Consider the following 13,664-nt stretch of genomic DNA (forward strand, 5'->3'; position numbering starts at 1 on the left):
ACGCCGCTCTACGGCAACGCAAACCCCGGATCCATCCCACCCAACGCGTTCACGCACAGACAGCCCCGCTCGTCCTCCCCCGGCAACCCCGCCACCGCGTCGAACAGCACGCCCCGCAACCGGTCCACGTTCGCCGCGAACACCCGCAGTACCTCGTCGTGCGAGACGCCCTCCCCGGCCTCGGCGCCGGCGTCGAGGTCGGTGACCAGGGTCAGGGACGTGTAGCAGAGCTCCAGCTCGCGGGCGAGCGCCGCCTCGGGGTGGCCGGTCATGCCCACCACCGACCAGCCCTGCGCCTGGTGCCACAACGATTCGGCACGGGTGGAGAAGCGCGGCCCCTCGACGACGACCAGCGTGCCCCCGTCCACAGGCTCCCAGTCCCGGCCGCGCGCCGCCTTCAGCGCGACGGCCCGCCCGGCGGGGCAGTAGGGGTCGGCCAGCGACACGTGCACCACGTTCGGCACCGTCCCGTCGGGCAGCGGCAGCCCGTCGAAGTACGTGTTCGCGCGGGACTTGGTCCGGTCGACGAGCTGGTCCGGCACCAGCAGCGTGCCCGGCCCGTACTCGGGACGCAGGCCGCCGACGGCACACGGGGCGAGCACCTGGCGCACGCCGACCGACCGCAGCGCCCACAGGTTGGCCCGGTAGTTGATCCGGTGCGGCGGCAGGTGGTGGCCCCGTCCGTGCCGGGGCAGGAAGGCGACGCGCCGGCCGGCGACCTCGCCGAGGAAGAGGGAGTCGCTGGGCGACCCGTACGGGGTGTCGACCTGGACCTCGGTCACTTCGTCGAGGAAGGAGTAGAACCCCGAGCCGCCGATGACGCCGATACCGGCGCCCTCCACGTTCGCCCCGCCGCCCGCGTTCGCCACGTTCGCCTTGTTCGCCATGCCCGCACCCTAACCGCACGCGGAAATGCCGAGGACCCCGTCGCCGAAAGGCGACAGGGTCCCGTAAGAAACAGGCCTTACGCGGCCGTGCTGCTGCTGGTGGAGCTGCCGGTGCTCGACGACGTGCTCGAACCGGAGCCGGAGCCGGAGCCGGAACCCGAGCCGGAGTCGGAGGACGACGACGAGGAGCTCGACGACTTCGACGCCGGGGAGCTGCTCGACGAGGAGCCGCGGCTGTCGTTCCGGTAGAAGCCGGAGCCCTTGAAGACAATGCCGACCGCCGAGAACACCTTCTTCAGGCGGCCCTTGCAGCTGGGGCACTCGGTGAGGGCGTCGTCGGTGAACTTCTGCACCGCCTCGAGGCCCTCGCCGCACTCGGTGCACTGGTACTGGTAGGTGGGCACTGTCTTCCTCCTGGCACTCTCACTCGATGAGTGCTAACGACGATCCATCTTGACGTATTCCGGCCGTTCAGTCCACTGCCACCGGCACGCGGTGACCCACGCCACGTGCGACGGTGCGGCCCTGGGCGCGTCCGGCCAGCCGGGAACGCAGGGCCAGGAGGGTCGCCAGGGCGAGCGCGGTGCCGCCCATCGGCACCAGGAAACCGGCGCCGCCCCACAAGAGGTCCTCAAGTTGCCCGGCGACCGTGACGGCGGCCGCCTGGCCGAGCGCCACCGCGCCGGTCAGCCAGGTGAAGGCCTCGGTGCGGGCGCCGGCCGGGACCAGACTCTCGACCAGGGTGTAGCCGGTGATCAGGGCGGGCGCGATGCACATGCCGACCAGCAGGCCGAGCCCGGCGAGGACCGGCACCGAGTGGGCGGCCCACAGGCCCGACGCGGTGAGCGCGAGCGCCGTGTAGCCGACGACGAGGCGCCGCTGCGGTGCCACCTTCCAGGCGATCGCGCCGCAGACGAGGCCGGAGAGCATGTTGCCCGCGGCGAAGACCCCGTAGAGGACGCCGTTGAGGCCCGGTTCGCCGATCGACTCGGTGAACGCGGCCAGCGAGACCTGCATGCCGCCGAAGACGGACCCGATGCCCAGGAAGGTCACGATCAGCACGCGCACCCCGGGGATCCGCAGCGCGGATGCGTGCTCCACGCGCGCGTGGCCGCGGCCTGTGACCGAGGGCTGGGTGCTCTTCTGCGCGGCGAACAGCAGACCGCCGATCAGGGTCAGCGAGGCCTCCGTGACCAGCCCGGCGGCCGGGTCGACGGCCGTGCACAGGGCGGTGGCCAGCAGCGGGCCGACGACGAAGGTCAATTCGTCCGTGACGGACTCGAAGGCCGCCGCCGTGGTCAGTAGCGGCGAGTCCTTGAGCTTCACGCCCCAGCGGGCCCGCACCATGGGCCCGACCTGCGGCACCGAGGCACCGGTCGGGACGGCCGCCACGAACAGCGCCCACAAGGGGGCGTCCATGAGCGCCAGCGCCGTCAGCGTCAACCCGGACAGCGCGTGCAGCAGCACCCCGGGGATCAGTACGGCACGCTGCCCGTAGCGGTCGGCGAGGCGGCCGCTGTAGGGCGCGAACAGCGCCATGGAGACACCGGTGACGGCAGCGGCGGCGCCCGCCGCCCCGTAGGAGCCGGTGGTGTGCTGCACCAGCAGCACGATGGAGATGGTCAGCATCGCGAACGGCTGGCGCGCCGCGAAGCCGGGGAGCAGGAACGTCCAGGCGCCGCGGGTGCGCAGCAGCCGGCCGTATCCCGGGCGGGCGGAAGCCGTCGAGTTCTTCGAGGTCATCGAGTTCTTCGACTTCTTCGAGGTGACCGTGGACACCACGGCCCGTGCCTTTCTGCCGCCTGGTAGCGCGGGCCCGTCAGCGGGCGGCGCCGAGAGCTGTCCTCTTGCGCGGAACTGCGGTAGATGCCGGGGCCCGGTGAGGAGGGGCCACCCGACCGCCATACGGTCGCGCCAGCTCTGCGTCAGGCAGAGTTGGTTCGATCTTGGGTAACGCCTTCATCGTACAGGCACCTGCGTGGACCTGCCTGTGAAAAAGAGCACGGTGGCTGCGCCCGCCTGCGAAATCAGGGCGACGCGAACGATGCAAAACCGCCCTTAACGACTCGCCCCGTCCGTCCCCAGCCATCCGGCCAGCTTGCCGCCGTGGCCCACCGCGCGCAGCCGCCGCTCCGTCGCGTCCCGCACGGGGTCCGTGGCCACGACGAGCAGTTCGTCTCCGCGTTGCAGCACCGTCGTAGGAAGCGGAACGAACGACTCCGACTCGCGTACGACGAGCGTCACGGCGGCGCCGGGCGGCAGCCGTAGCTCGTTGACCTCCACGCCGTGCATCTTCGACCCCTCGGGGATCGCCACGGACAGCAGGTGCCCGCGCAGCCGCTCCAGCGGGGCCGACTCGATGCCGAGGTCGGCGGCCTCCGAACCGTCGCCCAGGCGCAGAGTGCGGGCCAGCCACGGCAGCGTCGGGCCCTGGACCAGGGTGTAGACGACGACCAGGATGAAGACGATGTTGAAGATCCGGCGGCTCGCCTCCACGCCCTCCACCATCGGGATGGTCGCCAGGATGATGGGCACCGCCCCGCGTAGCCCCGCCCAGGACATGAGGGCCTGTTCCTGCCACGGAACCCGGAAGGGCCGCAGGGAGACCACCACGCTCAGCGGACGCGCCACCATGGTCAGCACCAGCCCGATGACGAGTGCGGGCACGATGTCGTCGCCCAGCTCGTGCGGGGTGACCAGCAGGCCGAGCAGGACGAACATGCCGATCTGGGCCATCCAGCCGAGCCCGTCGGCGAAGCCGCGCGTGGCCGGCCAGTGCGGCAGCCGCGCGTTGCCCATCACCATCGCGGCGAGATACACCGCGAGGAAGCCGCTGCCGTGGGCCAGCGCGCCCGCCGCGTACGCCACCACGGCGATGGCCATGACGGCGATCGGGTAGAGGCCGGAGGCCGGCAGCGCCACGTGCCTCAGCCCCCAGGAGCCGAGCCAGCCCACCGCGAGCCCGATGGCCGCGCCGATGGCCAGCTCCAGCAGGATCACGCCCAGCAGCACGTACCAGTGCTCGGCCGGGCCCGCCGTGGACAGCGAGACCACGAGGATGACCACCGGGGCGTCGTTGAAGCCGGACTCCGCCTCCAGCGTGCCCGTCACGCGCGCGGGGAGGGGGATCTTCCGCAGCACGGAGAACACGGCCGCCGCGTCGGTCGAGGAGACGACCGCCCCGATGATCAGCGCCTGCCGCCACTCCAGCCCGATCAGGTAGTGCGCGGCCGACGCCGTCACCCCGACGCTCACCGCGACACCGGCCAGCGCCAGCGCCGTGGCGGCCGGCAGGGCCGGCTTGATCTCCTTCCACTTCGTGCCCAGACCACCCTCGGCCAGGATCACGACCAGGGCCGCGTATCCGATGACCTGGGTCAGCTCGGCGTTGTCGAAGTGGATGTCGCCGATGCCGTCCTGGCCCATGGCGACGCCTATCCCCAGGTAGACGAGCAGGCTGGGGAGCCCGCTGCGCGAGGAGATCCGTACCGCTGCGACGGCGACGAGCAGGACGAGCGAGCAGACGAGCAGGAGCTGGTTGAGGTGGTGAACAGTCAGCGGCCGAGTCCTTCCCTGGCTCACACGCACGCGCGCGTGGGCTCACGTACATCGCACATGAAGCTGTGGCGCATCGCGCCAACTACTTCGTTACCTTACCTAACTCTTGACGATTTCTTGACGCTTCCGAGGGCGAGATCGAACGTTCGTCCGTGCTGGTTCCCGACTCCGCGTCAAGAGGCGCAAGACCCTGCGCCTATCGTTGCTCCAGCGCTCAGTTAAAAGCACAGCCGAACCTGCCGCTCGACTTAGGACAGCAAGGACAGCGATGCCCACCGACACCACCGCCTCCACGGGTCAGCAGCCCGGCAAGTCCGGCAGGAGAAAGGGGCGCAAAGCACGTCTGATCGTGCTCGTCCTGGTGCTGGCACTGATCGGAGGCGTCGCCTTCGGGGCGTACTGGTCCATCAGCACCGTCCGGGCCTCCTTCCCGCAGACCAAGGGCACCCTCACGCTCAAGGGCCTCTCGGGACCCGTCGAGGTCAAACGGGACAACCACGGCATCCCGCAGATCTACGCGTCCTCCGACGCGGACCTGTTCATGGCACAGGGCTACGTCCAGGCGCAGGACCGGTTCTACGAGATGGACGTACGCCGCCACATGGCCGCCGGCCGGCTGTCGGAGATGTTCGGCAAGAGCCAGGTCGACAACGACGAGTTCCTGCGCACGCTCGGCTGGGAACGGGTCGCCAAGCAGGAGTACGACACCAAGCTGTCGGCCGCCACGAAGAAGTACCTCCAGGCCTACGCCGAGGGGGTCAACAGCTACCTCCACGGCAAGGACGGCAAGGACATCTCCCTGGAGTACGCGGCGCTCGGGTTCACCAACGACTACAAGCCGCAGAAGTGGACCCCGGTCGACTCGGTCTCCTGGCTGAAGGCGATGGCCTGGGACCTGCGCAGCAACATGCAGGACGAGGTCGACCGCGCCCTGCTGACCAGCCGTCTCGGCCCGAAGCAGATCGCCGAGCTGTACCCGCAGTACCCGTACAGCCGGAACAAGGCGATCGTCCAGGAGGGCCAGTACGACGAGCTGGCGGGGGCGTTCGAACAGGGCGGCACCAGCGGCACGGGCACAGGCGGCACGAGCGGAACCGGCGGTGCCTCCACCGGCACGGCGGGCACCTCGGGCACGGCTTCCGGCACCTCGGGCACGGCCTCCGGCACCGCCTCCGGTACCTCGGGCCTGGACAGCCAGCTCACCGGCCTCAGCGATGTCCTGAGCGACCTCCCGCCGGCCGTCGGCGTGAACGGCGACGGCATCGGCTCCAACTCCTGGGTCGTCCGCGGGCAGCACACCATCACCGGCAAGCCGCTGCTGGCCAACGACCCGCACCTGTCGCCCTCGCTGCCGTCCGTCTGGTACCAGATGGGCCTGCACTGCCGCAGCGTCTCCAGCGCGTGCCAGTACGACGTCAGCGGCTACACCTTCGCCGGCATGCCCGGCGTGATAATCGGTCACAACCAGGACGTCGCCTGGGGCATGACCAACTCCGGCGTCGACGTCACTGACCTCTACCTGGAGAAGATCACCGGCGCCGGCTACCTGTACGACGGCAAGGTCAAGCCCTTCGAGACGCGCGAGGAGACCATCAAGGTCGCCGGCGGCTCGCCCAGGAAGATCGTCGTCCGCGAGACCAACAACGGGCCTTTGCTGTCCGACCGGGCCAAGGAGCTCGTGAAGGTCGGCAGGAAGGCCACCGTCGACACCGCCGCACCCGACAGAGGCGACGGCTACGGCGTCGCGCTGCGCTGGACCGCGCTTCAGCCGGGCACCACCATGGACGCCGTCTTCGCCATGGACCGGGCGAAGAACTGGACGGACTTCCGCAAGGCCGCCGCACTGTTCGAGGTGCCCTCGCAGAACCTGATCTACGCGGACACCGAGGACAACATCGGCTACACCCTGCCGGGCCGGATCCCCATGCGCTCCCAGGACGACGACGGCTCCGTCCCGGCGCCCGGCTGGGATCCCAAGTACCGCTGGACCGGCTACATCGAGCAGGACGCGCTGCCGTACGAGTACAACCCGAAGCGGGGCTACATCGTCACCGCCAACCAGGCCGTGATCGACCCGGACAAGTACCCGTACACGCTCACCGAGGACTGGGGCTACGGCACGCGCAGCCAGCGGATCACCGACCTGATCCAGTCGAAGATCAAGGACGACGGAAAGATCTCCACGGACGACATGCGCCAGATGCAGCTGGACAACAGCAGCGAGATCGCCCGGCTGCTGGTGCCCACGCTGCTCAAGATCGACACCGGCAACAAGGACGTGCGCGAGGCGCAGAAGCTGCTGGAGGGCTGGGACTACACCCAGGACACCGACTCGGCGGCCGCCGCCTACTTCAACGCGGTCTGGCGCAACATCCTCAAGCTCGCCTTCGGCAACAAGCTGCCCAAGGAGCTGCGGGTCAAGGGCCAGTGCCTGTGGGTGAAGCCGGTCAACACCACCGGGCCCGCCGACGAGGCGGAGGACGTGCGCGAGTGCGGCGAGCGCGACCCCGACCAGGCGCAGCCCGACGGCGGCGACCGCTGGTTCGAGGTGGTCCGCAAGCTGATGGACCAGCCGGACAGCGACTGGTGGAAGACGCCCAAGGCGGGCACCCGCCCCGCCGCCGTCAACCGCGACCAGCTGTTCAAGCGCGCGATGATCGACGCCCGCTGGGAGCTGACCGCCAAGCTCGGCAAGGACATCGACACCTGGACCTGGGGCCGGCTGCACCGCCTGTTCCTGAAGAACGAGACCCTCGGCACCGAGGGCCCCGGTTTCCTCCAGTACGCCCTCAACCGCGGCCCGTGGGAGCTCAGCGGCGGCGAGGCCACCGTCAACGCGACCGGCTGGAACGCGGCCGGCGGCTACGGCGTGGTGTGGGTGCCGTCCATGCGGATGGTCGTGAACCTCGGCGACCTGGACAAGTCCCGCTGGATCAACCTCAGCGGCGCCTCCGGACACGCCTACAGCGCCCACTACGTCGACCAGACGGACAAGTGGGCCGACGGCGAACTGCTCCCGTGGTCCTTCTCGGACCAGGCGGTCGAGGACGGCACGACCGACAAGCTGGTGCTCAAGCCGTGAGCCGCTGACGCCGGAAACCGAAACGGCCCTCCACGCACGCGTGGAGGGCCGTTTCGCATCAGGTCTCCGGCCCGAACCGCCGCACCCCCGACGGCGTCACCACCGCGTGCACCGGCCGGTCGTGCGGCTCCTCCGGGACGCGCTCGACCACCTCCGAGTCGTACAACAGCACCACCAGCGCGGGACGCACCCCCGCCCGCTCCAGGCGCGCCAGCACACGGTCGTACGAGCCGCCGCCGCGCCCCAGCCGCATCCCGCGCGTGTCGACCGCCAGCCCCGGCAGCAGCACGGCGTCGGCGGTGGTCACGGCGTCCGGCCCGAGGCGCTCGCCCGCGGGCTCGAAGAGGGCCATCCTGCCGCCGTGTTGGACGCGCGCGAGCGAGCGCTCGCCCTCGTAGACGCCCCAGTCGAGGTCGTTGTCGGGCAGCAGGGCCGGGAGCAGGACGCGTACGCCCCGGGCGCGCAGCGCGTCCAGGAGCGCGAGCGTCCCCGGTTCGCTCCCCACGGAGACGTACGCCGCCACCGTGCCGGCCCGCGCCAACTCGGGCAGCTCCAGCGCCCGCCCGGCCAGCGCGACCGAGGTTTCCCGCAGGTCATCCGCCGTCAACCTGTTCCTCACCGCGAGGATCTCGCGCCGCAAACTCCGCTTGTCAGGCTCGCCCGGACGTCCGATGTGACTCAAAGGTTGCTCCCGTACCGTTGCAATACGCTCATATGAGCGCCTATGAACCGGAGCCGCGGATTCCGCGCAAAGGCACCGGATATGGTGGCGGGCATGACTCAGTCGCACCCTCGGATCAGCAAGGCTGTCATTCCAGCAGCAGGCCTCGGTACCCGGTTCCTGCCGGCCACCAAAGCCACTCCCAAGGAGATGCTGCCGGTCGTGGACAAGCCGGCGATCCAGTACGTGGTCGAGGAGGCCGTCGCGGCGGGTCTCGACGACGTCCTCATGGTGACGGGCCGCAACAAGCGCCCCCTCGAGGACCACTTCGACCGCAACTACGAGCTGGAGTCGGCGCTGCAGAAGAAGGGCGACGCCGGCCGCCTCGCCAAGGTGCAGGAGTCAAGCGACCTCGCGACCATGCACTACGTCCGCCAGGGCGACCCCAAGGGCCTCGGCCACGCCGTCCTGTGCGCCGCCCCGCACGTGGGGGAGGAGCCCTTCGCCGTCCTCCTCGGCGACGACCTGATCGACCCCCGCGACCCCCTGCTCCAGCGCATGGTCGAGGTCCAGGAGCAGCGCGGCGGCAGCGTCATCGCGCTCATGGAGGTCGCCCCGGAGCAGATCCACCTCTACGGCTGCGCCGCCGTCGAGACCACCGAGGACAGCGACGTCGTCCAGGTCAGCGGCCTCGTCGAGAAGCCCGACCCGGCCGACGCCCCGTCGAACTACGCGATCATCGGCCGCTACGTCCTCGACGCGCACATCTTCGACATACTGCGCAGGACCGAGCCGGGTCGCGGCGGTGAGATCCAGCTCACGGACGCCCTCCAGCAGCTCGCCGAAGACGAGAAGATCGGCGGCCCGGTGCACGGCGTCGTCTTCAAGGGCCGCCGCTATGACACCGGCGACCGCGGCGACTACCTGCGTGCCATTGTCCGACTCGCGTGCGAACGTGAAGACCTGGGCCCGGACTTCCGGACCTGGCTTCGCAGTTACGTAGCCGAGGAGATGTAACACGTTGAGCAGCGCCGCGCCCCGCGTCACCGGCCAGGACCACTCGGGCACCGACCACCTGTGGTCGGTGGAGGAGCACCTGGAGGACATCCTCGCCACCGTCCGGCCTCTGGAACCCATCGAGCTGCATCTGCTCGACGCCCAGGACTGCGTCCTCGTCGAGGACATCACGGTGCCGGTGTCCCTGCCGCCCTTCGACAACAGCTCGATGGACGGCTACGCGGTACGGGTCGCGGACGTGGCGGGCGCGAGCGAGGAGTTCCCGGCGGCCCTGGAGGTCGTCGGGGACGTCGCCGCGGGCCAGGCCGAGCTGCTCCACGTGGGCCCCGGCCAGGCCGCCCGCATCATGACCGGCGCTCCGCTGCCGCCCGGCGCCGAGACGGTCGTGCCCGTCGAGTGGACCGACGGCGGGCTCGGCGAGGGCCCGGTGCGCGGCATGCGCGCCCGCAGCCTCGGCCCCGAGGGCGCCACCGGGCAGGTGCAGGTGTACCGACCGGCCGAGGCCCGCGCGCACGTGCGCGCGAAGGGCAGTGACGTGAAGGCCGGCGACCGCGCCCTGGAGGCCGGTACGATCCTCGGCCCGCCCCAGATCGGCCTGCTCGCCGCGATCGGCCGCGGCACGGTGCGCGTGCACCCGCGCCCGCGCGTGGTGGTGCTCTCCACCGGCAGCGAACTCGTCCAGCCCGACGCGGAACTGGGCACCGGTCAGATCTACGACTCCAACAGCTTCGCCCTCACCGCCGCCGCCCGTGACGCCGGCGCCATCGCCTACCGCGTGGGCGCCGTCGCCGACGACGCCGAGACCCTGCGCTCCACCATCGAGGACCAGCTGGTCCGGGCCGACCTGATGGTCACCACCGGCGGCGTGAGCGTCGGGGCGTACGACGTCGTCAAGGAGGCCCTGTCCCACGTCGCCGACGAGGACGAGGCGGGCAGCGGCATCGAGTTCCGCAAGCTCGCCATGCAGCCCGGAAAACCCCAGGGCTTTGGCTCCATCGGCCCTGACCACACCCCGCTGCTGGCGCTGCCCGGCAACCCGGTGTCGTCGTACGTCTCCTTCGAACTGTTCGTCCGCCCCGCGATCCGCGCCCTCATGGGCCTTCAGGACGTCCACCGGCCGACGACCCGGGCGACCCTGACCGCGGACAAGGCGCTGACCTCCCCGAAGGGCCGTCGCCAGTTCCTGCGCGGCACGTACGACGACGGGCGGGTGACCCCGGTCGGCGGCGCCGGGTCCCACCTGATCGCGGCCCTCGCCCACGCCGACGCGCTGATCGTCGTCCCCGAGGACACCGAGTCCGTCGAGCCCGGCACCGAGGTCGAGGTGATCCTGCTCGGCTGAGAGGCGCTGGTTGGGGGTACCGTGTCGCGCACAGCAGGCCCGGACCGGGAGCGCCACACAGCATGAGCACGCAGGACCCCCCTACGCAGGACCGCCTGACGCACATCGACGAGGCGGGTGCCGCCCGCATGGTCGACGTGTCCGAGAAGGACGTGACCGCGCGCACCGCCCGCGCCAGCGGACGCGTCCTCGTCTCGCCCCGTGTGATCGAGTTGCTGCGCGGCGAGGGCGTCCCCAAGGGCGACGCCCTCGCGACCGCGCGGATCGCCGGGATCATGGGCGCCAAACGCACCCCGGATCTGATCCCGCTCTGTCACCCCTTGTCGGTGTCCGGTGTGAAACTGGACCTGTCGGTCGCGGACGACGCGGTGGAGATCCTGGCCACCGTGAAGACGACCGACCGGACGGGCGTCGAGATGGAGGCCCTCACGGCGGTCTCCGTCGCCGCGCTCACCGTGATCGACATGGTCAAGGCGGTCGACAAGGGAGCGGTCATCACGGACGTACGGGTGGAGGAGAAGACGGGCGGCAAGTCGGGCGACTGGAGCCGGGCATGACATACCGCGCTCTCGTCGTCACCGCCTCCAACCGGGCCGCCGCCGGGATCTACGAGGACAAGGGCGGCCCGCTGATCGCCCACGCCCTGAAGGGCTTCGGATTCCAGGTCGACGGCCCGCAGGTCGTCCCCGACGGCGACCCGGTGGAGGCGGCCCTGCGCGCCGGTGTCGAGACCGGCTACGACGTCATCGTCACCACCGGCGGCACGGGCATCTCGCCCACCGACCGCACCCCCGAGGCGACCCGTCGGGTGATCGACCACGAGGTCCCCGGCATCGCCGAGGCCATCCGGGCGTTCGGCCGTCAGAAGGTGCCGACCGCGGCGCTCTCCCGGGGCCTGGCCGGAGTGGCGGGCGGGACGCTGATCGTCAACCTGCCCGGCTCCAGCGGCGGCGTGAAGGACGGACTGGCGGTGCTGGAGCCGCTGCTGGTCCACGCCGTCGAGCAGCTCCGCGGCGGTGACCACCCCAGACCCGGCAGTGGGGGTGCGAGCTGAACAGCCCATCCTGGCCCGCCGAGCTGGTGGACGGCGACATCGTCCTCAGGCCGATAAAGCTGCGCGACCAGCGGGCGTGGCGCGAGGTCAACCGGCGCAACCGCGACTGGCTGCGCCCCTGGGAGGCGACCATTCCGCCGCCTACCCCCGGCGGGCCGTTCGCGCACCGGCCGACCTTCCGCCAGATGGTCCGCCACCTCAGGTCGGAGGCGAACGCGGGCCGGATGCTGCCCTTCGTCATCGAGTACCAGGGGCGGCTGGTGGGGCAGTTGACCGTGGCCGGAATCACCTGGGGCTCGATGTGCTCGGGGCATGTCGGCTACTGGGTGGACGAGGCGGTGGCCGGCCGCGGGGTGATGCCGACGGCGGTGGCGCTCGTCGTGGACCACTGTTTCCGCACGGTCGGGCTGCACCGCATCGAGGTCTGCATTCGCCCGGAGAACGGGCCCAGCCGCCGGGTCGTGGAGAAACTCGGATTCCGTGAGGAGGGACTCCGGCCGCGTTATCTCCACATCGACGGGGCCTGGCGCGACCACCTCGTCTTCGCGCTCACGGCGGAAGAGGTGCCGGACGGGTTGCTCAGGCGCTGGCACCGGGCACGATCAGAGAGTAATCCGGGAATCCGGCACCACCCCGGAAATTGAATGCATGTTCGAAATTGATCGGCAGGTGACCGTCTAAGGCAATGAATTCCCGGCCTCGGTGGTCTGCTGATCGCATCGGTCACAAAAAAAGTTCGAAATATCAGCCAGATCGTGCGACACACCGGCTCAATTGGCAGATGGCCTCACGCAAACCCCTCTACCGTGTGAGGCGTGAGCAGCAGCGGCCTCATCTACGCAGTCATTGTCGGGGCCTGGGCCGCCTACTTGGTGCCGATGTGGCTCCGTAGGCAGGACGAGCTGAACGAGGCCCGTCCGACGGAACGCTTCAGCACCGCCATCCGGCTTCTGTCCGGAAAGGCGGCCATGGAGCGCCGGTACGCCAGGGACCTGCGGGCGCGCTCCACCGAGGAGGGGGAGCAGGACGCCGACGACCTGGACGTCGTCACCGACTCGGTGGACGTCCGGGCCTTCGCCGTGTCCAAGACACGTCCGCAGACCCAGGCACCCCTACCGTCGCCCGCCCCCGAACAGCCGGCCCGCCCGGCGCCCGGGCCGAACGCGGAGGGCGCCGCCCGCGGTCGGGGACGTGTGCCCGCCGCCCGGCGCGGCCCGTCACCGCAGGCGAGCCAGGCGGCCGCAGCGCGGGCCCGGCGCTCGAAGGTGCTCGCGCGCCGTCGGCGCACCACCACCATGCTGTTCCTCGCCTTCACTCTCGGCGCGATCGTCGCCGCGGTCGGGGGGCTGGCCTTCCTGTGGGCGCCCGGTGTGCCCGCCGTCATGCTCAGCGTGTACATCGCGTACCTGCGTTCCCAGGAGCGCCGCCGCTTCGCCTACCAGATGGACCGCCGCCGGGCCGAGGTCGCGGCCCAGCGGCTGCGGGAGCGCCAGCGGCAGCCCCGCCGGCGCGCCTCCATCGACGAAGCGGCCGACGACCCGGAGGAAGGACTCGAACCGGCGACCGACCCCGGCCTGTCGGCCCTCGCGGCGGACCGGCGCGCACTCGTCGAGCAGACCGACCACGCCGAGTGGGTCGACCAGCAGCGCGAGCGGCAGCGGCGGCCGGGGCAGGGCGACAGCTGGGAGCCGGTGCCGGTGCCCCTGCCGACCTATGTGACCGCACCCGTCGCGCCCCGGGCCACCAACGACGTGGACCTCGCGGCCCCCGACACCTGGAGCTCCGCGCGGTCGAGCACCGTCACCCCGGACCACGAGGACGGGGCGGCCCCCGCCGACAGCGCGGACCCCGACGAGGCGGAGCCCCGCACGCAGGACAGGGCGGACGGCGACGGGCGCAGTGACGCTCGCCGCGCGGCCTCCGCACGGCGGGCACGGGAGCGCGGCCGCACGCCGCTGTTCGACCAGTACGAGGACGGGGGCAGGCCCCGGGCCGCCAACGAGTAGCCCCGCGAAGCCGCAGGTGACCGCCCCTCGGCAACGGATTTCCAAGCAGCCCGATCG

At 71.0% G+C, this 13,664-nt stretch carries 12 protein-coding genes; 7 read left to right on the forward strand and 5 right to left on the reverse strand.

What is annotated here, in order from left to right; all coding sequences use genetic code 11:
• Positions 1–8 precede the first annotated feature (8 nt).
• The 4 genes from ACIBNA_RS37930 to ACIBNA_RS37945 form a co-directional block, all read right to left on the reverse strand.
• Positions 9–887, reverse strand: a complete 879-nt coding sequence (locus ACIBNA_RS37930; RefSeq protein ID WP_399169782.1) for an S-methyl-5'-thioadenosine phosphorylase — start codon at positions 885–887, stop codon at positions 9–11.
• 77 nt (positions 888–964) lie between these two features.
• Positions 965–1,291 carry an FmdB family zinc ribbon protein gene (locus tag ACIBNA_RS37935; RefSeq protein ID WP_399169783.1) on the reverse strand — a complete coding sequence of 109 codons (327 nt, stop codon included), beginning with the start codon at positions 1,289–1,291 and terminating at the stop codon, positions 965–967.
• 67 nt (positions 1,292–1,358) lie between these two features.
• Positions 1,359–2,669, reverse strand: coding sequence for an MFS transporter (locus tag ACIBNA_RS37940; protein ID WP_399169784.1), 1,311 nt, complete (start codon positions 2,667–2,669; stop codon positions 1,359–1,361).
• A 276-nt stretch (positions 2,670–2,945) separates the two neighbouring features.
• Positions 2,946–4,475, reverse strand: a complete 1,530-nt coding sequence (locus ACIBNA_RS37945; protein WP_399169785.1) for a potassium/proton antiporter — start codon at positions 4,473–4,475, stop codon at positions 2,946–2,948.
• 238 nt (positions 4,476–4,713) lie between these two features.
• Between ACIBNA_RS37945 and ACIBNA_RS37950 the strand changes: the two genes are divergently transcribed.
• Positions 4,714–7,527, forward strand: a complete 2,814-nt coding sequence (locus ACIBNA_RS37950) for a penicillin acylase family protein (protein ID WP_399169786.1) — start codon at positions 4,714–4,716, stop codon at positions 7,525–7,527.
• A 58-nt stretch (positions 7,528–7,585) separates the two neighbouring features.
• Here ACIBNA_RS37950 and ACIBNA_RS37955 read toward each other — a convergent pair whose 3' ends face one another.
• On the reverse strand, positions 7,586–8,209 hold the full coding sequence (locus ACIBNA_RS37955; protein ID WP_399169787.1) for a 5-formyltetrahydrofolate cyclo-ligase: 624 nt from the start codon (positions 8,207–8,209) through the stop codon (positions 7,586–7,588).
• Between the two features lie 93 nt (positions 8,210–8,302).
• On the opposite strand from ACIBNA_RS37955, the gene galU reads away from it, so the two are divergent.
• The 6 genes from galU (at position 8,303) to glpR (ending at position 13,607) form a co-directional block, all read left to right on the forward strand.
• Positions 8,303–9,205, forward strand: coding sequence for a UTP--glucose-1-phosphate uridylyltransferase GalU (galU, locus tag ACIBNA_RS37960; protein WP_399169788.1), 903 nt, complete (start codon positions 8,303–8,305; stop codon positions 9,203–9,205).
• Between the two features lie 4 nt (positions 9,206–9,209).
• Positions 9,210–10,547, forward strand: a complete 1,338-nt coding sequence (gene glp / locus ACIBNA_RS37965) for a gephyrin-like molybdotransferase Glp (RefSeq protein ID WP_399169789.1) — start codon at positions 9,210–9,212, stop codon at positions 10,545–10,547.
• Between the two features lie 62 nt (positions 10,548–10,609).
• Entirely contained in the window at positions 10,610–11,104 is a 495-nt protein-coding gene (gene moaC / locus ACIBNA_RS37970) for a cyclic pyranopterin monophosphate synthase MoaC (RefSeq protein ID WP_086845559.1), read from the forward strand.
• Positions 11,101–11,601: a molybdenum cofactor biosynthesis protein B gene (locus tag ACIBNA_RS37975; RefSeq protein ID WP_399169790.1), complete on the forward strand. Its 501-nt coding sequence runs from the start codon at positions 11,101–11,103 to the stop codon at positions 11,599–11,601. Before moaC ends, ACIBNA_RS37975 begins: the two co-directional genes overlap by 4 nt.
• A 23-nt stretch (positions 11,602–11,624) precedes the next feature.
• A complete protein-coding gene (locus tag ACIBNA_RS37980) occupies positions 11,625–12,245 on the forward strand; it encodes a GNAT family N-acetyltransferase (RefSeq protein ID WP_399169838.1) in 621 nt (206 codons plus the stop codon).
• A gap of 171 nt (positions 12,246–12,416) precedes the next feature.
• Positions 12,417–13,607, forward strand: coding sequence for a gephyrin-like molybdotransferase receptor GlpR (gene glpR, locus ACIBNA_RS37985; protein WP_399169791.1), 1,191 nt, complete (start codon positions 12,417–12,419; stop codon positions 13,605–13,607).
• Positions 13,608–13,664: the final 57 nt, after the last annotated feature.

The organism is Streptomyces sp. NPDC050164, from assembly GCF_044459945.1.
Classification (GTDB): Bacteria; Actinomycetota; Actinomycetes; order Streptomycetales; family Streptomycetaceae; genus Streptomyces; species Streptomyces coeruleorubidus_A.